Here is a 19,247-nt window from a genome sequence, read left to right on the forward strand (position 1 = left end):
TGATGGCGGTTGGTTTGATGGCGCCGACGGCGTCCTTCGCGGCGCCGGCCGGGCCGAAGGCGGAAGTGATGCATTGGTGGACCTCGAGCAGCGAGTCTGCCGCCGTGCGCAAATTCGCCGACGCCTACCGCGCCGCCGGCGGCGTTTGGGCCGATACGGCGGTCGCCGGCGCGGACCAGGCCAAGTCGGTGGCGATCAACCGCATCGTCGGCGGCAATCCGCCGACGGCCGCGCAGTTCAACACCACCAAACAATTCCGCGACCTGATCGACCAGGGTTCGCTCAACAACGTCGACGATATCGCGCTGCGCGATAAATGGGACCAGCTGATGCCGGCGCCTATCCTCGATGTCATCAAGGTCAACGGACACTTCTACGCGGCGCCGGTCGACATCCACATGTCCACCTGGATCTGGTACTCGAAGGCCGCGTTCAAAAAAGCCGGCATCGTCAAGGAGCCGGCCACGCCGGACGAACTGTTTGCCGCACTGGATAAGCTCAAGGCGGCCGGCGTGGTCGGCCTGGCGCACGGCGGCCAGCCGTGGCAGGAGAACATCCTGTTCCAGGCCATGCTGGCCAACGTGGGCGGCAAGGCGCTCTACCTGTCCGTGCTGCGCGACCGCTCGCCGCAGGCGATCAATTCCGAGGCGTTTAAAAAAGTGCTGCTGGCTTTCAAGCGGCTGCAGACCTACGTCGATCCCGGCTCGCCCAACCGTAACTGGAACGACGCCACCGCCATGGTGGTCAGCGGCAAGGCCGGGGTGCAGATCATGGGCGACTGGGCCAAGGGCGAATTCGCCGCCGCCAAACAAACCGCCGGCAAGGACTTCGGCTGCATCGCCGGTCTCGGTCCGAACGTGCCGTACCTGATCCAGGGTGACGCCTTCGTGTTCCCGAAAACGAAGAATCCGGAGACCGTCAAGGCGCAAAAACTGCTGGCGACGACGGTGTTGGCGCCGGCCGTGCAACTGGAATTCAACAAGCTTAAAGGTTCGCTGCCCATCCTCAGCAACGCCGACACCTCGTCGATGGATCTGTGCGCGCAGGCCGGCATGGCCATCATGAAGGACAAATCGCGCCAGGTGGGCATGATCGAAGTGCACCTGACGCCCGACCAGAACGGTGCGCTGCAGGATGTGCTGACGACTTACTGGAACACTCGCATGCCGGTCGAGAAGGCGCAGAAGAGCATCGCGGCGGCGCTGGCGGACTAGAAAGGGTTTGATTCGAGGCTGGCTTGTCACCGTCCCGGGCGATGCGGTATGCTGACCGCCGCATAGACTCTACGGATGAGGGAACTCGTGGCAACAATCAAAGACGTCGCCCGGCTGGCGGGCGTGGGGCTGGGCACCGCCTCGCGTGTGGTCAGCGGCAGGGGATCGGTGTCCAAGGCGACGCTCGAGAAGGTGCAAAAGGCCATCGTGGAGCTGGATTTCAGGCCCTCGCACGCGGCGCGTTCGCTGCTGTCGGGCAGCTCGCAGATGATCGGCGTCTACATCCCGTATTTGAGCGGGACGTTTTACACGCCGATCCTGCAGTCGATTTACACGGCGCTGCGGGCGTCCGGGTTGAACATGGTGGTCGCCTTCGGCGTCGGCGACGGCAACGAGCGGCAGCAGGCGATCGACGGCGTGAATTTCCTGATCGAGCGCGGAAGCGACGGTTTGCTCGTCATGAGCAATTCGCTGGAGGACGAGGACTTCGCGGCGCTCGGACCGTTCCAGTCGCGGGTGGCGGTGATCAATCACCGCTACGCCGGTATCGCCGAGCAGTGCTTCACGGTCGACCACAAGGCCGGCGGACGGCTGGCGGCGCGCACGCTGCTGGACAAGAAGCACCGCAAGATCGCCGTCATCGCCGGACGCGCCAGCGCGCCGGATAACCAGGAGCGCCTGGCCGGTTTCATGGCGGAGCTGGACGAGGCGGGCATCGACAGCGGCAAACTATGGGTAGACGACGGTAACTTCACGCCTGAAGGAGGATGGGCATGCGCCGAGCGGCTGCTGGCGTCGGGTCGGGAGTTCACTGCCGTCTTCTGCGCGAACGATGAAATGGCGGTCGGCGCTTTGTCGTTCTTCCAGCAGGCGGGTATCGCCGTGCCGGAGCAGGTGTCGGTGCTGGGTTACGACGACACGCACAGCGCGGCGTTCACTGCCCCGCGCCTGACCAGCGTCCATATACCGTGGAGCGAGATGACCTTGAATGGCTTGAACTACCTGCTGAACCGGTGCTACGAAACGGACCGGCCGGTCAAGCGCAAATACAAGCTGCACGTGACGGAGCGCGCCTCGCTGGCAAAGGCCCCTGCACGCAAAAGCACGAAATAACGGAGTGCGCGCTGGCCGCGCGCTCTTTTTTTGTAGTATATTGGAAACGATTCCATTTTCGGAGACGCGCGATCACCATGACTTCCACCGACTTGACCAAGGCGATAAGCCGCTCCGATTTCGAGGGCGATTTCCTGTGGGGCGTGTCGACGTCCGCCTACCAGATCGAAGGCGCGGCCGATGCCGGCGGCCGCGTGCCGTCGATCTGGGACACCTTCAGCGCGACGCCGGGCAAGGTGCGCGACGGCAGTACCGGCGCGGTCGCCTGCGATCACTATCACCGCTGGGAGGAGGACCTGGACCTGGCGCGGTCGATGGGGCTGAACTCGTACCGTTTTTCGATCGCGTGGACGCGCATCTTCAACGGCGTGGACGACCAGCCGAATGCCGAAGGGCTGGCGTTTTATTCGCGCCTTGTCGACGGCATGCTGGCGCGCGGCCTGCAGCCGTGGTGCACGCTGTACCACTGGGACCTGCCGCAGTATCTGCAGGATCAGGGAGGCTGGGCGCAACGCGCCACCATCGACGCCTATCTGCGATATGTCGATGTGATGACCAGGCACCTGGGCGACCGCGTCAAGCATTGGATCACCCACAACGAGCCGTGGTGCACTGCCATGCATGGCAACTGGGATGGCATGCACGCCCCTGGTAACAAAAGCTTGCCGCTGGCGCTACAGGTCTGCCACAACGTACTGGTGTCGCACGGTCTGGCCGTCCCGATCATCCGCGCCAATGTGCGGGATGCCAGGGTGGGTATCGCATTGAGCCTGCATCCGATCAAGCCTGCCTCCGACAGCGTTGCCGACCGGGAGGCGGTGGTGCGCCACGACGTGCTGCGCAACCGCTGGTTCCTCGATCCGTTGTATGGCCGGGGTTACCCCGAGCTGGCGTTGGCGCTGGTGGGCGAGGACGCGCCGGTCGTGCTGCGCGGCGATATGGAGGCCATCGCCGTCCCATGCGATTTCCTCGGCGTGAATTACTATTTCCCGGAAGTGGTCGCCGACGCGCCCGACCAGTACCCGCTGCGCACCGCAATCGTCCATCCGCGGGACCGCCAGCGCACCGACTTCGGTTGGGAGGTGTCGCCCCAAGGGCTGGTCGATTTGATGGCGCGCGTGGCGCGCGAGTACCCGACCGGTGATTTGTACGTAACCGAAAACGGCTCCAGCTACGACGATCATGTGGACGCCGATGGCGCCGTCAACGATACCGCCCGGCGCGATTACCTGATCCGCCATCTGGCGGCGGTGCGCGACGCGATCGGCGCCGGTGCCCATATCAAAGGCTATTTCGCCTGGAGCTTGCTGGATAACTTCGAGTGGTCGGAGGGTTATCTGCGCCGCTTCGGCCTGACCTATATCGACTACCCGACGCAGCGCCGCACCGTCAAGCAAAGCGGCCATTGGTACAGCGCCTTCGTGCGCGGCCAGAACGAACAATAAATCAATCACGGAGACTTGCCCCGAATGAAAACACGCCATAACCACATCCTGCGCCGCGCCGTCCTGGCCTCCATGCTGGCGCTGGGCGCCCACGCCATCGCCGCCGCTTCCGCTTCGACCCCGCTCACCGACTGGCCTCGCATCACCAGCGCCGTCAAGCAGGACAAAGCGATGGAAGCGCGCATCGCCGGCATCGTCGCCGGCATGACCCTGGCGCAAAAAGTCGGCCAGATGACGCAGCCCGAAATCAAGTTCATCACGCCCGAGCAGGTGCGCGAGTTCTACATCGGTTCCGTCCTCAATGGCGGCGGCAGCTGGCCGCAGGGGAACAAGTACGCCACCGCGGCCGACTGGGTCAAGCTGGCGGACGCCTACTACGACGCCTCGATGGGCACAGACATGAAGGTGAAGGTACCGGTCATCTGGGGCATCGACGCCATGCACGGCAACAGCAATATGTACGGCGCCACGCTGTTCCCGCACAATATCGGTCTCGGCGCCGCGCGCGACAAACAGCTGATCGAGCAGATGGCGCACTCGGTCGCCAGGGCGGTGCGCGCCACCGGTATCGACTGGGTGTTCGCGCCGACGCTGGCGGTGGTGCGCGACGATCGCTGGGGGCGCACCTACGAGAGCTTTTCTGAGGATCCCGCCATCGTCAAGGATTACGCCGGCGCCTACGTCAAGGGCCTGCAGGGCGACTTGAAAGGCGACGGCACCGTGGTCGCCACCGCCAAGCACTTCGTCGGCGACGGCGGCACGGCCGAGGGCAAGGATCGCGGCGTCAACCAGGCCACCAAGGCCGACATGCTCAACATCCACGCGCTGGGCTACTACCCGGCGCTGGAGGCGGGCGTGCAAACGGTCATGGCCTCCTTCAACAGCTGGAACGACCTCGAAGGCGGAATCGATCAGGGCAAGATGCACGGCAGTAAAGCGCTTCTGACCGACGCGCTGAAAACCAAAATGGGCTTCGATGGCCTGATCGTCAGCGACTGGAACGGCATCGCCGAGGTGCCCGGCTGCGCCGAGGATAGCTGCGCGCAATCGATCAATGCCGGTGTCGACATGATGATGGTGCCGGAACGCTGGAAAACCTTCATCGCCAACACCATCGCCCAGGTGGAGAAGGGCGAGATCCCGATGGCGCGTATCGACGACGCGGTCACCCGCATCCTGCGCGTGAAGCTGCGCGCCGGCCTGTTCGACGGCAAAAAGCCCTCGCAGAACCGCTACGCGGGCAAACAGGAAGCGTTGCAGGACCGCGCGCTGGCGCGCCAGGCGGTGCGCGAATCGCTGGTGCTGTTGAAGAATAATGGCGGCGTGCTGCCGCTGGCGCGCGGCAAAAAGATCCTCGTGGTGGGCAAGAGCGCCGACAGCATGGCCAACCAGTCGGGCGGCTGGTCGCTGACCTGGCAGGGCACCGACAACAAGAATAGCGACTATCCGATCGGCGACACCATCCTGGCCGGTATTCGCGACGCCGCCGGCAAGGACAATGTCACCTTCAGCGAAAACGCCACCGGTGTCGATGTCGGCAAGTTCGACGCGGTCATCGCCGTCATCGGCGAAACCCCTTACGCAGAGGGCGATGGCGACATCGGTCCATCGGACACGTTGCGCCTGTCCGGTCGCCATCCGGAGGACCTGGCGGTGCTGAAGGCGGTGGCCGGCAAAGGCAAGCCGGTGGTGACGGTGCTGGTGGCCGGCCGGCCGCTGTACGCCAACGACATCCTGAATCTGTCGGACAGCTTCGTCTCCGCCTGGCTGCCGGGCACCGAGGGCAAGGGCGTGTCCGATGTCCTGTTCCGCAAGGCGGACGGCAAGGTCAATGTGGACTTCCGTGGCAAGCTGTCGTTCTCGTGGCCCAAGTCGGCTTGCCAGTCGCCGCTCAATGTCGGCGATGCCGGCTACGATCCGTTGTTCAAGTTCGGCTATGGTCTGACCTATTCCTCCCCGGCCGGCCAGGCGACTGTGCCGATGCTGGACGCAAGCTACTCGCCGGGCGGCTGCGGCAAGAGCATGGCCATGCCGGTGTATAGCCCTGCGGACCGCGCCACCTATGCACTCTACGTGGAAAGCGGCGGCAAGAAGACCGCGCTCGGCGCGGACCTGAACGCGGTGTTCAATCTGCCCACGGTGAAGGTCGAGACGGCGCAGGTGAACACCCAACAGGATGCAAAAAGGCTAACTTGGTCCGGTCCTGCTAAACTGTCGGCGCAATCCGGCAAGGCCATGCCGATTCCCGCGATCGCCGGCACCGACGGCGCGCTGCAATTCGATACCATCGTCACCGGCGCCCCACAAGGGAAGGCCGGCATCTGGATGGAAAACGTGGAACTCGACGCCAGCGCCGTGTTCCAGCGCATGGCCGGCAAGGGCAAACAGACGGTGAAGATACCGCTGTCGTGCTTCAGCGCCAAAGGACTGAAACCCGACGCGTTGTCCACGCCGTTCGCCATATCGGCCGATGGACCGTTCGCGGCCAGCTTCGCCAACATTCAGATCGTCGGCGGCGCGGCCAGGGACAAGGACGCGTCGGCGTGCGGCGATTTTAAGTAAAAACATAAAATATATGAGAAAGAGCTAGCATGGAACCATTATCGAAAGCTGCCGGTGTGCCGGCCAGCCCGTCGCAGGCCAAGGGCAACACCGGCCCCCTCATCATCATCACGATCCTGTTCTTCATGTGGGGTCTGTTGACGGCGTTGAACGACGTCCTGATCCCGCACCTGAAGTCGATCTACACGCTGACCTATGTGCAGGCCATGCTGGTTCAATTCTGCTTCTTCGGCGCTTACTTCATCGTTTCGCTGCCCGCCGGCGCGTTGATCAAGCGGATCGGCTACCAGAACGGCGCCGTCGCCGGCCTGACCATCGCCGCCGCCGGCTGCGCGCTGTTCTACCCTGCGTCCACCAGCGGCTACGCGCTGTTCCTGTTGGCGTTCTTCATTCTGGCGGGCGGCATCACCATCCTGCAGGTGGCGGCCAATCCTTACGTGACGATCCTGGGCGACCCGCAGACGGCATCGAGCCGCCTGACCTTGACCCAGGCATTCAATTCGCTGGGCACCACGGTGGCGCCGACCTTGGGCGGCATGCTGATACTGGCCGGTGGCGTGATGAGCACCGCCGATCTGGCCAAGCTGCCCGCCGACCAGGTGGCCGCCTACTACGCCAACCAGGCAGCCAGCGTGCAAGGCCCGTATCTGGCGCTGGCCGGCGCCCTGCTGGTGCTGGCGATCCTGTTTGCGATGGCGCGCCTGCCGAAGATCGTCGACGCCGAACAACCGGCCGCACAGGCGGCGGACGGTGGGGGCTGGAAGCAGGTACTGCAGCATCGCCATCTGGTGCTCGGCGTGATCGGCATCTTCCTGTATGTGGGCGCGGAAGTCTGCGTCGGCAGCTTCCTGATCAACTACATCGGCGAGCCGCACATCGCAGGCCTGCCGGAACACCAGGCGGCGCCTTACGTCAGCTACTTCTGGGGCGGCGCGATGCTGGGCCGCTTCATCGGCTTCGCCGTCATGCGTTACGTCAGCCCGGGCAAGGCCTTGGCCTTCAACTCGGCGGCCGCGTTCGCGCTGCTGCTGGTGGCGATTTTCGGCAGCGGCCATACCGCGATGTGGGCGCTGCTGGGCGTTGGCCTGTTCAACTCCATCATGTTCCCCACCATCTTCTCGATGGCGCTGAACAAACTGGGGCCGTTGACGGGGCAGGGCTCCGGCTTGCTGTGCATGGCCATCGTCGGCGGCGCGCTGGTGCCGTTCGCGCAGGGCTTCCTTGCCGATACCGTCAACCTGCAGATCTCGTTCGTTGTGCCTGCGGCGTGCTACGTCTTCGTGCTGTACTTCGGTTTGAAGTACGCCGGCATGTATGCGGATGGCGGGGCCGACAAACCGGCCGCGCGGGCCGGGCACTAGGCGAGGGCACCCATCAGCTTCTGCATCGGGCTCAATGGGATCATTGCTTCCGGTTCTGCGACTTCCAGCACGACGTCATTGTAGGCGACGGGCCGGAGCGGCTCGATCTCGGTCGTATCCGAAAGCCGCGCTTCGTCCAGCATCTGCTGAAGCGCGGCGACATCTACCGAGTTGACCTTGGCCAGCAACGCGCCGTACTTGCGTACGTCCGCCTCGTTGGCCGCGATCTTGTCCGCCGGGCGCAGTGCGAGATTGATGCAGCCGAAAATGGCGAAGACGCCCAACAGCCATGCCGATGGCACCGTTAATCGGGCGGCGAGAGCGGCGACAGCACTGCTGCCGGCGAGCAAGCTGATCAAGGTCAGCGTGGTTTGCAAGCGCCGGTAGAAGCGGGCCGTTCGTTGGCATAGTCGCTGCGCATAACGCAGGTTGAACTTCAAATCTTCCTTGGTTTCATCCATGACTAGTTCCCTTTTTGTTTGGGACGCGGCACCGGCACGGGCATCGGCGGCGGCGCGGGTTTGCGCGGCTTGCGCTTCCGCTTAGGGGCCGGGCGTGGCGGCTGGTGCGACTTCGGATCGAGGAATTTCATTGTATGCCTTTCCGCAGCCGCCACCGGCGCACGATTACATCATGCAAGCGTTTTATGTTGGCGCATTGAGGCATGTCAGCGGGCAGAGGCCACCAGCGACAGTTGAAGATTCGGTAGCAAACGCCGGGGTCAAGTCTGACATTCGGACATGGGCTCTACCGTGCTGCGGCTTTACGGATAAGGTCGTGTATGAATGTTAGACTTGACCCCCGAGGGTTGTGCTGCGGCTTTACGGATAAGGTCGTGTATGAATGTTAGACTTGACCCCCGAGGGTTAGAGGAAGCGGTCGAGGATTTTTTTGCCGTGCTTGTCGAGCTCGCGCACGTCGCGGATCAGGTAGTGGATGCCGTGGATGTCGGAGATCAGCAGCGTGTCCACCGTCAGGCGGCGGATGTCCTCTTCTCCGCGCAGCACGAATTCGGTGTCGCCGCGGTCCGTTTCCACCGTCCAGGTGCACGGCGTGGCGAAGCCGGAGACATCGACGATGCGCGAGATCTCGGGCATGAATTCACGGCCCGCCAGCTCCTCCCGCACTAGGTCTCCGATTTCCTGCGGCAGGTCTTCGATGCGGTCGATCCATGCCACTTCCTTGCCGTCGCCGCTCACCAGCGCGATGCCGTCCTCCGGCGCTTGCACCGGGAAGGCGCGCACCGCCGCCACGCCTTCGTGGACGGCGCCTTCGCCCGTGGTCAGCACCAGGCGGCCGAAGGGATTGCGTACCAGTTCAAATTTTGTCGTCGTCATGTGGGTTCTCTTATTCCTTGCGGCCGCTGTCGTCCATGTCGGTGTCGACATTGCGCGCCTGCGCCTGATACAGGCGGTAGTAGGCGCCTTCGCGCGCCATCAGCACGTCGTGCGAGCCTTCTTCCACCACCACGCCGCGGTCCAGCACCACCAGGCGGTCGGCCTTTTGCAGGGTCGACAGGCGGTGGGCGATGGCGATCGTGGTGCGGCCTTTCACCAGGTTTTCCAGCGCGCGCTGGATTTCTTTTTCGGTCTCGGAGTCGACCGAGGACGTGGCTTCGTCGAGGATCAGGATCTTCGGATCGATCAGCAGCGCGCGGGCGATCGAGATGCGTTGGCGCTCGCCGCCGGACAGGCCCTGGCCGCGTTCACCGACCATCGAGTCGTAACCCTGCGGCAGGCGCAGGATGAATTCGTGCGCGTGCGCGGCGCGGGCGGCGGCGATGATTTCTTCGCGCGTCGCATCCGGTTTGCCGTAGGCCAGATTCTCGGCGATGGTGCCGAAGAACAGGAACGGCTCCTGCAGCACCAGGCCGATGTTGCGGCGGTAATCCGACACGGCGAACGAGCGGATGTCGACGCCGTCGAGCATGATGGCGCCTTCCGAGACGTCGTAGAAGCGGCAGATCAGATTGACCAGGGTCGATTTGCCGGAGCCCGAGTGGCCGACCAGGCCGACCATTTCGCCGGCCTTGATATCGAGGCTGATGCCGCGGTTGACGGCGCGGTTACCGTAGCGGAAGCCGACTTCGCGCAGGGTGATGTTGCCGTCGACCTTGGCCAGCTTGACCGGGTTGGTTGGCTCGGGCACCGACGAGACGTGATCGAGGATGTCGAAGATGCGCTTGGCGGCCGACGCCGATTTCTGCGTGACCGAGACGATGCGGCTCATCGAGTCCAGACGTCCGTAGAAGCGGCTGGAGTAGGCGATGAACGCCGACAGCACACCGACCGTGATATTCCCCTTCGAGACCTGGTAAATGCCGAACACCCAGATCACCAGCAGACCGAGTTCGGTCAGGAACGACACCGTCGGCGAGAACAGCGACCAGATTTTATTGAGTTTGTCGTTGACGGCCAGGTTGTGCTGGTTGGCGGTGCGGAAGCGCGCCGCCTCGCGCGACTCCTGCGCAAACGCCTTGACCACGCGGATGCCCGGGATGGTATCGGCCAGCACGTTGGTCACTTCGCCCCACACGCGGTCGATCTTTTCAAAGCCCATGCGCAGGCGGTCGCGCACCACGTGGATCAACCAGGCGATGAATGGCAGCGGCAGCAGGGTGAAGATCGCCAGCCACGGGTCGATCGAAAACAGGATCACGCCGGTCATGATGATCATCAGGCAGTCGGACGCGAAGTCGAGCAGGTGCAGCGACAGGAACACGCAGATCCTGTCGCTCTCGCTGCCGATGCGCGACATCAGGTCGCCCGTGCGCTTGCCGCCGAAGTATTCCAGCGACAGGCGCAGGAGGTGGTCGTAGGTTTCGGTGCGCAGGTCGGCGCCGATGCGCTCCGATACCAGCGCCAGCACGTACGTCTTGGCCCAGCCCAGTATCCACGCCATCACCGCCGAGGCGACCAGGCCGGACATGTACAGCGCCACCATCGAGGTGTCGACCGGTTTGCCGTTCTGGTACGGGATCAGCACATTGTCCATCAACGGGATGGTCAGGTAGGGCGGGATCATGTGTGCGCCGGTGCTGAGCAACATCAGCGAGAATCCCAGCGCGAGCTGGAATTTGTACGGCCTGGCGAAGCGCCACAGGCGGAACAGGGTCCACGTGGACGGCGGCGTGTAGATCACCTTGGTGCAGACCGGGCACTCCTCCTGGTCCGGTTCCAGCGGCGCCTTGCAGCTCGGGCAGATGCTTTTTTCTTCGACGATGACCGGCACGCCGGTGGCGTGGCTATCAAGATGCGCGGAGAACGCTTCCACCAGGCGGATCGCGTTGAGGTTCTGGCCCAAGGTGAAGCGCCACGCCGCAAGACGGCCGCCCCGGCCGATCAGCTCCAGGTGGCCGACGCCGGCGTGGTCGTGGTGTTTCAGGGTCAGGTCGTGCGAAAACGGCCACGATTGCCACTGTTCCTGCCCCGGCGCGCGCGCCAGCAGGCGCGTGGCGGTGACGACGATGACGCCCTTGGCGAAACGAAGTTGCTGATCCAGGTCAACCTCCAGGGCACTTACAACGTTTTCCTCTTTGGAAAGCTGTGCCTGTATCTCGGAACGCCAGCGTTCAGGAAGCTCGCCGAGGCTGGATACGTTGGAAAGTTGTTGGGTTGTCATCGTGCGGCTTACTCCGGGTCGAAAAATGGTGAAACTAGCATCGGCACTCTACAACATTCGCTTTGCCAATAAGGTGTTGCGGCTGGTATAAGTAATTATTTACGGTATTCTGTCATTGCATCAACAGTCGAGTCGGACATTTGACTCGCACCATAAATCCGGGCTTTTGTACTGGCGGCAAGTATAACGCACAGACATCCGGGTCGGTGGACGTGATGAACTTGGTCAAGCTACGGGGTGGGCCAAACAGGATTTGGCGGGAAGCGGTGGTACGGGTTTAAAATACGGCGCAGGCTGGCCACGGCTGATAACAAAGACACAAGAATAGAAACATGACCAAGAAGAAAGACATTGAAGTCCTCCGCGTAACCCATTTGCGCGGTCCTAACATCTGGACCTATCGCCCGGTGATTGAGGCGTGGCTGGATATTGGCGAACTGGAAAAGTATCCGTCGAATTTGTTGCCAGGCTTGTATGAGCGCCTCACCGCGATCCTGCCTGGCCTGATCGTCCACCGCTGCGGCGTGGGCGAGGTCGGCGGCTTCCTCGAGCGGCTGCGCGACGGCACTTATGCCGGCCACATCCTCGAACACGTGGTGCTGGAGTTGCAGAACCTGGCCGGCATGAAGACCGGTTTCGGTAAAACGCGCCAGATCGGCGAGGACACCGGCTTGTACAAGATGGCCTTCCGCACCCGCCAGGAACAGGTCGGCCGCGCCGCGCTGGAGGCGGGACGCGACCTGCTGATGGCGATGATCGAGGACCGTCCCTACGATTTGACGACCAAAGTGGCCGAGCTGACCGACATGGTCGAGTCGCTGTGCCTGGGGCCGAGCACCGCCAACATCGTCGATGCGGCCACCGACCGCAAAATCCCGTCGATCCGCCTGACCGACGGCAACCTGGTGCAGCTGGGCCACGGCGCCGCGCAGCGCCGCATCTGGACCGCCGAAACCGAACAAACCAGCGCCATCGCCGAAGGCATCGCCAGCGACAAGGACCTGACCAAAAGCCTGCTCGCGTCGTGCGGCGTGCCGGTGCCGGAAGGTGAACTGGTCACCAGCGCGGAAGCGGCATGGTCGGCGGCCGAGGACATCGGCGTGCCGGTGGTGGTCAAGCCTTACGACGGCAATCACGGTCGCGGTGTGTCGCTCAACCTGATGACGCAGTCCGACGTGGCCAAGGCCTATCACCTGGCGGCGCAAAAGGGCGGCAGCAAGAACGTCATCGTCGAACGCTTCATCCCCGGCGACGAGCACCGCCTGCTGGTGGTGGGCAAACGCCTGATCGCCGCCGCCGGTGGCGAGTCGCTGTGGGTCACCGGCGACGGCAAGCAGAATATCCTCGAGTTGTGCAATACGCAGATCAACACCGATCCGCGCCGCGGCGAAGTCGAGGACGCGCCGCTGGGCGTGGTCAAGCCGCACGAATCGGGCGAGATCATCCTGGAGCTGGAGCGCCAGGGCATGACGTGGCAATCGGTGCCGCTGGAAGGCCAGAAAGTCTTGATCCAGCCGAACGGCAACGTCGCCACCGACGTCACCGACCGGGTGCATCCGCAGGTCGCCGCGATGGCTACCCTGGCCGCGCGCGTGGTCGGCCTGGACATCGCCGGCATCGATCTGGTGGCCTCGGATATTTCGCGTCCGCTGCACGAGCAGGGCGGCGCCATCATCGAAGTCAACGCCAGCCCGGGTTTGCTGGCGCACCTCAAGCCGGCCAACGGCGAACCGCGCAACGTCGGCGCGGCGATCGTCGACCATCTGTTCGCAGAAGAGGAAAGCGGCCGCATGCCGATCGTCGGCATCACCGGCAAGCACGGTACGACCATGGCTTCGCGCCTGATCGCCTGGCTGCTGCAAATCAGCGGCAAGAAGGTCGGCCTGACCTGCGCCGATGGTTTGTTCGTCAACGGCCGACTGCTGCCGCGCGACGGCTTCAGCGACTGGGAAACCGGCGAGCGCCTGCTGTTGAACAAAAACGTCGAGGCGGCGGTGTTCGAATCGAGCGCGCGCATGATCCTGACCGAGGGCCTGGCGTACGATAAATGCGCGGTCGGCGTGGTCACCGACGTCAGCGATTTCGAGGAACTGGGCGAGTTCTATATCGACAGCGCCGACAAACTGTATGGCGTGCTGCGCACCCAGGTCGACGTGATCCTGCCGAGCGGCGTGGCGGTGCTCAACGCCGCCGACGAACAGGTGGTGGACATGGCCCGCCTGTGCGATGGCGAAGTGATTTTCTACGGCGTCGACGAGCACCTTGCGGCCATCGCCGGACACCGCCAGGACAGCGAGCGCGTGGTGTTCCAAAGGGCTGATTGCATCGTCATGGCCAAGGGCCACGACGAGGTGGCGAGCCTGCCGCTGTCGCCGCTGGTGCCGCCGGAAGCCGTGCTGGCAGCGATCGCCGCCGGCTGGGCGCTGGGACTGACGCCGGATTTGATCGGCGCCGGCCTGCGCACCTTCGATGCGAATCCGAAGCGCACCCATCACTGATAACTTCACTGAAAGAACACGAAGATTTATGGAAGTTCAACGTACCCGTGCCCTTCGCGGCCCCAATCTCTGGAGCCATCACACGGCGGTCGAAGTCATCGTCTCCTGTCCTCCCGAGGAGCAGTCGATCGCGCTGCTGCCAGGTTTCGAGCAGCGCCTGCATGCGCGCTTCCCGGCCATCGGCGCGCTGCGCACGACCGGCCGCGCCGACGACGTGCCGCTGGCCCGCGTGCTGGAAGTGGCGATCCTGAGCCTGCAGGCGCAAGCCGGCTGCCCGGTGACCTTCAGCCGCACCAGCGCTACCCTGGACGAGGGTATCTACCAGACCGTGGTCGAATATACCGAGGAAGCGGTGGGCCGCCTGGCCGTCACGCTGGCCGAAAACCTGATCAATTCGGCCCTGGCCGACACCCCGTTCGACCTGACCGGCGCGCTGAACGAACTGCGCGACCTCGATGAGGATGTGCGCCTTGGCCCGAGCACCGGCGCCATCGTCAGCGCCGCCGTCGCCCGCGACATTCCGATCCGCCGCCTGACCGAGGGCAGCATGGTGATGTTCGGCTGGGGTTCGAAACAGCGCCGCATCCAGGCCGCCGAGATGGACAGCACCAGCGCCATCGGCGAAGCGATCGCGCAGGACAAGGAACTGACCAAGAAGCTGCTGCACGCGGCTGGCGTGCCGGTGCCCATCGGCCGCTCGGTCGAGGATGTCGAAGACGCCTGGGCCGCCGCGCAGGAGATCGGCCTGCCGGTGGTGGTCAAGCCGAAGGACGGCAACCAGGGCAAGGGCGTCACCGTCAACGTGATGACCAAGGAACAGCTGGCGCAGGCCTTCAACACCGCGCGCGAATTCCGCGACGACATCATGGTCGAGCGTTATCTGCCGGGCCACGATTTCCGCCTGCTCGTCATCGGCAACAAGTTGATCGCCGCAGCGCGCCGCGATCCGCCGCAAGTGGTCGGCGACGGCACCCACACGGTGCGTGAACTGGTCAACATCGTCAACGCCGATCCGCGCCGCGGCAGCGGCCATTCGACTTCGCTGACCAAGATCCGCTTCGACGACATCGCGCTGGCGCGCCTGGCGCTGCAGGACCTGGACGCGGACTCGATTCCGGCCAAGGGCCAGCGCGTGATCCTGCGTAACAACGCCAACCTGTCGACCGGCGGCACCGCCACCGACGTCACCGACGACGTGCACCCGGAAGTGGCGGCGCGCGCGGTCGAGGCGGCGCAGATGATCGGCCTCGATATCTGCGGCGTCGACGTGGTGTGCGAAGGCGTGCTGCAACCGTTCGACAACCAGCGCGGCGGCGTGGTGGAAGTGAACGCCGCCCCCGGCCTGCGCATGCACATCGCGCCGTCGTACGGCAAGGGCCGCGCGGTCGGCGAGGCGATCGTCAACACCATGTTCGCGCCGGGCGAGAACGGCCGCATTCCCGTGGTGGCGGTCACTGGCACCAACGGCAAGACCACCACCGTGCGTTTGATCGCCCACCTGCTGACGGCCAGCGGCCTGCGCACCGGCATGACCAACACCGATGGCGTCTACATCGAAGGCCGCCAGACCGACAGCGGCGATTGCAGTGGTCCGCGCAGCGCGCGCAACGTGCTGCTGCATCCGGATGTGGACGCGGCGGTGTTCGAAACCGCGCGCGGCGGCGTGCTGCGCGAAGGCCTGGCCTTCGACCGCTGCCAGGTGGCCGTGGTCACCAACATCGGCAGCGGCGACCACCTCGGTTTGAACTACATCACCACGGTCGAAGACCTGGCGGTGCTCAAGCGCGTGATCGTGCAGAACGTCTCCGAAAGCGGCTTCGCGGTGCTCAACGCGGTCGATCCGATCGTCGCCGGCATGGCGGCCACCTGCCGTGGCAAGGTGATTTTCTTCGGCGCCGATCGTGGCCATCCGGTGATCGCCACCCATCGCGCGCAGGGCAGCCGCACCGTATACGTCGAGGACGGCCACATCGTCGCGGCCGAGGGCAAGGAGTTGAACAAGATCGCGCTGTCGCAGGTGCCGATCACCCGCAACGGCGCCATCGGCTTCCAGGTCGAAAACGTGATGGCCTCCGTGGCCGCCGCGTGGGGCGTGGGCATCAGCTGGGACGCGATCCGTCTCGGCCTGAAAACCTTCGCCAACGATTCGGACAACGCGCCGGGCCGTTTCAACGTGTTCGATTACAAGGGCGCGACCGTGATCGCCGACTACGGCCACAATCCGGACGCCATCCTGGCGCTGGTGCAGGCGGTGGAAACCATGCCGGCCAGGCGCCGTGGGGTGGTGATCTCCGGCGCCGGCGACCGCCGCGACCAGGACATCAAGCAGCAGACCGAGATCCTCGGCCGCGCCTTTGATGATGTGATCCTGTACGAAGACCAGTGCCAGCGCGGGCGGGTCGACGGCGAAGTGGTGGCGCTGCTGCGTTCGGGCCTGAGCGGTGCGCCGCGCACCTCGCACATCGAGGAGATCTACGGCGAGTTCCTGGCCATCGACACGGCGCTGGCGCGTTTGGGCGAGGGCGACCTGTGCCTGATCCTGATCGACCAGGTGGAAGACGCGCTGGCGCACATCGCCAAGCGCATCGCGGAGGTTTAACAGCAGCTTATTGCCTTTGGCTATCAAATCCATAGTTATTTATAGTTTTGAACTATGGGTTTGCCTCGTTACAATAGTCCCATACTATCAACGAGGAGCCAAAGCATGAGCCAGCCACCTATCACCACCGCATCGGGCATCCCGGTAGCAGATAACCAGAACTCCGTCAGCGCGGGCCGGCGCGGCCCGCTGTTGCTGCAGGACTTCCACCTGATCGAGAAGCTGCAGCACTTCAACCGCGAACGCATCCCCGAGCGCGTGGTGCACGCCAAGGGTTCGGGCGCCTACGGCACCTTCACCGTCACCCACGACATCACCAAATTCACCAAGGCCAAGCTGTTCTCGGCCATCGGCAAGCAGACCGAAACCTTCGTGCGCTTCTCCACCGTTGGCGGTGAGCGGGGCAGCGCCGACACCGAACGCGATCCGCGCGGCTTCGCGATGCGCTTCTACACGGAAGAGGGCAACTGGGACTTGGTCGGCAACAACACGCCGATGTTCTTCATCAAGGACGGCATCAAGTTCCCGGACTTCATCCACACGCAAAAGCGCGACCCGCAGACCAATCTGAAGTCGCCGACGATGATGTTCGACTTCTGGAGCAAGACGCCCGAAAGCCTGCACCAGGTGACGATGCTGTTCTCGGATCGCGGCACGCCGGACGGCTACCGCCACATGGACGGTTTCGGCAGCCACACCTTCAGCTTGATCAACGATGCCGGCGAGCGTGTGTACTGCAAATGGCACCTGAAGACCAGGCAAGGTATCAAGAACCTGCCCGCCGCCGAAGCGAGCCGCCTGGCCGGTGAGGACCCGGACTACGCGCAGCGCGACCTGTTCGGCGCCATCGCCGCCGGCGATTTCCCGCAGTGGGAAGTGAAGCTGCAAGTGGCCACCGAGGCCGAACTGGCCGCGTGGGAAGCGCGCACCGGCTGGAATCCGTTCGACCTGACCAAGGTATGGCCGCACAAGGACTTCCCGCTGATTCCTGTCGGCGTGTTCGAGTTGAACCGCAATCCGCTGAACTACCATGCGGAAGTGGAGCAGGCTGCGTTGTCGCCGTCGAACGTGGTGCCGGGCCTGGGCTACTCGCCGGACAAGATGCTGCAGGCACGCCTGTTCGCCTACCACGACGCCCAGTTGTATCGCGTCGGCACCAACCACCAGCATCTGCCGGTGAACGCGCCGCGCTGTCCTGTGCATAACCAGCAGCGCGACGGCGCCATGGCGATCGCCAACGGCGGTGCGGCGCAGAACTACCAGCCGGTCGAATCGAACGGCAGCAATCCGCAGGGCCTGGGCCACGGCGAACCGGCGCTGGTTCTGGACGGCGGCGCGGCGCGCTTCGACGGTCGCGGCCAGGAGGACGACTACACGCAGGCCGGTAATCTGTTCCGCCTGCTGCCGGCCGAGGAGAAGCTCAACCTGTTCAACAACATCGCAGGTCCGTTGAGCCAAGTGGACGCCGAGATCATCGCCCGCCAGCTGGGTCACTTCGACCAGGCCGATCCGGCCTACGGCGCCGGCGTGCGCGCCGCGCTCAAGGTCAAGGGTGTGAACGCCGACTGACCGGGCGCGCCGGCCTTCAACCCGCACGGCCAACCTGGGGTCGTACCCCAAGGGGTACGACCCCGCCCGGCCCTGCGGGTTTGGCTGCGTGACTGGTAAAATAGCGTCATCGGTATTCACTTATATTGGATCGACATGACCATCAAAATCAGCCAGAACTTCGACTCCGGCGCCATCGAGGTGCTGCGCGCCGACAGCGCCGCCACCATCGAACTAAACCTGCGCAAGGATTCGCACGCGGACATCCACCAGTGGTTCCATTTCCGCCTGCAGGGCGCGCGCGGCCAGCAGGTCACGATGCGCTTCCTCAACGCCGGCCAGGCCACCTACGCCAAGGGCTACGAGAACTACCAGGCCGTGGCCAGCTACGACAGCGAGAACTGGTTTCGCGTGCCGACCACCTTCGACGGCGCCGTGATGACGATCCGCCACACGCCGGACCTCGACAGCGTCTACTACGCCTACTTCGAGCCTTATTCGTTCGAGCGCCATCTGCGCCTGCTGGGCGAAGTGGCCGAGAATCCACTGGCGCGCGTTCTCGATCTGGGCAGCACGGTCGACGGCCGCGACATGAACCTGGTCGTCATCGGCAAGCCGGAAGCGGAAAAGAAAATCTGGTTCATCGCGCGCCAGCATCCGGGCGAATCGATGGCCGAATGGTTCATCGAAGGCCTGATCGATACGCTGCTGGACGACTCGAACCCGATCGCGCGCAAGCTGCTGCAGCGCTGCGTGTTCTACATCGTGCCGAACATGAACCCGGACGGTTCGGTGCGCGGCAACCTGCGCACCAACGCCGCCGGCGCCAACCTCAATCGCGAGTGGATGACGCCATCGGCCGAGCGCAGTCCGGAAGTGCTGTATGTGAAGCAGAAGATGCACGAGACGGGCATCGACATGTTCTTCGACATCCACGGCGACGAGGCGCTGCCTTACAACTTCGTGGCTGGTAACGAGATGCTGGAGAATTTCAGCGATGAGCGCCGCGCGAAACAGCAGGCCTTCATCGACCGCTACAAAAACGCCAGCCCGGACTTCCAGGACAAGGTCGGCTATGCGGCCAGCAAGTACAAGGAAGACATGCTGACCTTGGCGTCCAAGTATGTCGGCCACCACTTCGGATGCCTGGCGCTGACGTTGGAGATGCCCTTCAAGGACAACGCCGACCTGCCCGATCCGCACGTGGGCTGGAACGGTGCGCGCAGCGCGGCGCTGGGCGCGGCGATCCTGCAGCCGATCCTGCTGTCGCTGGACGATTACTGATC

At 64.1% G+C, this 19,247-nt stretch carries 12 protein-coding genes; 9 read left to right on the forward strand and 3 right to left on the reverse strand.

Annotation, left to right across the window (positions count from 1 at the left end; translation table 11 throughout):
• The first annotated feature begins 2 nt into the window (after positions 1 to 2).
• The 5 genes from NHH73_09775 (at position 3) to NHH73_09795 (ending at position 7,695) form a co-directional block, all read left to right on the forward strand.
• Positions 3 to 1,214 (forward strand): ABC transporter substrate-binding protein, encoded by a 1,212-nt coding sequence (locus NHH73_09775; protein USX29601.1) that lies wholly within the window; start codon positions 3 to 5, stop codon positions 1,212 to 1,214.
• Between the two features lie 87 nt (positions 1,215 to 1,301).
• Entirely contained in the window at positions 1,302 to 2,327 is a 1,026-nt protein-coding gene (locus NHH73_09780; protein USX28543.1) for a LacI family DNA-binding transcriptional regulator, read from the forward strand.
• Positions 2,328 to 2,404: 77 nt separating this feature from the next.
• Entirely contained in the window at positions 2,405 to 3,772 is a 1,368-nt protein-coding gene (locus NHH73_09785; protein USX28544.1) for a GH1 family beta-glucosidase, read from the forward strand.
• Between the two features lie 24 nt (positions 3,773 to 3,796).
• Positions 3,797 to 6,334, forward strand: coding sequence for a glycoside hydrolase family 3 C-terminal domain-containing protein (locus NHH73_09790; protein ID USX28545.1), 2,538 nt, complete (start codon positions 3,797 to 3,799; stop codon positions 6,332 to 6,334).
• Between the two features lie 29 nt (positions 6,335 to 6,363).
• Complete coding sequence (locus NHH73_09795) at positions 6,364 to 7,695, forward strand: sugar MFS transporter (protein USX28546.1); 1,332 nt, start codon at positions 6,364 to 6,366, stop codon at positions 7,693 to 7,695.
• Here NHH73_09795 and NHH73_09800 read toward each other — a convergent pair.
• The 3 genes from NHH73_09800 to NHH73_09810 form a co-directional block, all read right to left on the reverse strand.
• Entirely contained in the window at positions 7,692 to 8,156 is a 465-nt protein-coding gene (locus tag NHH73_09800; GenBank protein USX28547.1) for a hypothetical protein, read from the reverse strand. The genes NHH73_09795 and NHH73_09800 overlap by 4 nt on opposite strands.
• A gap of 405 nt (positions 8,157 to 8,561) precedes the next feature.
• Positions 8,562 to 9,032 (reverse strand): DUF1854 domain-containing protein, encoded by a 471-nt coding sequence (locus NHH73_09805; protein USX28548.1) that lies wholly within the window; start codon positions 9,030 to 9,032, stop codon positions 8,562 to 8,564.
• Between the two features lie 10 nt (positions 9,033 to 9,042).
• On the reverse strand, positions 9,043 to 11,316 hold the full coding sequence (locus tag NHH73_09810) for an ABC transporter ATP-binding protein/permease (GenBank protein ID USX28549.1): 2,274 nt from the start codon (positions 11,314 to 11,316) through the stop codon (positions 9,043 to 9,045).
• Positions 11,317 to 11,648: 332 nt separating this feature from the next.
• On the opposite strand from NHH73_09810, the gene cphA (NHH73_09815) reads away from it, so the two are divergent.
• The 4 genes from cphA (NHH73_09815) to NHH73_09830 all read left to right on the forward strand — a co-directional run bounded on the left by cphA (NHH73_09815) (position 11,649) and on the right by NHH73_09830 (position 19,245).
• Positions 11,649 to 13,814 carry a cyanophycin synthetase gene (cphA, locus tag NHH73_09815; protein ID USX28550.1) on the forward strand — a complete coding sequence of 722 codons (2,166 nt, stop codon included), beginning with the start codon at positions 11,649 to 11,651 and terminating at the stop codon, positions 13,812 to 13,814.
• A gap of 28 nt (positions 13,815 to 13,842) precedes the next feature.
• Positions 13,843 to 16,413, forward strand: a complete 2,571-nt coding sequence (gene cphA / locus NHH73_09820) for a cyanophycin synthetase (protein ID USX28551.1) — start codon at positions 13,843 to 13,845, stop codon at positions 16,411 to 16,413.
• A 105-nt stretch (positions 16,414 to 16,518) separates the two neighbouring features.
• Positions 16,519 to 17,982 carry a catalase gene (locus tag NHH73_09825; protein ID USX28552.1) on the forward strand — a complete coding sequence of 488 codons (1,464 nt, stop codon included), beginning with the start codon at positions 16,519 to 16,521 and terminating at the stop codon, positions 17,980 to 17,982.
• 135 nt (positions 17,983 to 18,117) lie between these two features.
• Entirely contained in the window at positions 18,118 to 19,245 is a 1,128-nt protein-coding gene (locus NHH73_09830; GenBank protein USX28553.1) for a M14-type cytosolic carboxypeptidase, read from the forward strand.
• Positions 19,246 to 19,247: the final 2 nt, after the last annotated feature.

This window comes from Oxalobacteraceae bacterium OTU3CINTB1 (genome assembly GCA_024123955.1).
Taxonomy (GTDB): Bacteria; Pseudomonadota; Gammaproteobacteria; order Burkholderiales; family Burkholderiaceae_D; genus Rugamonas.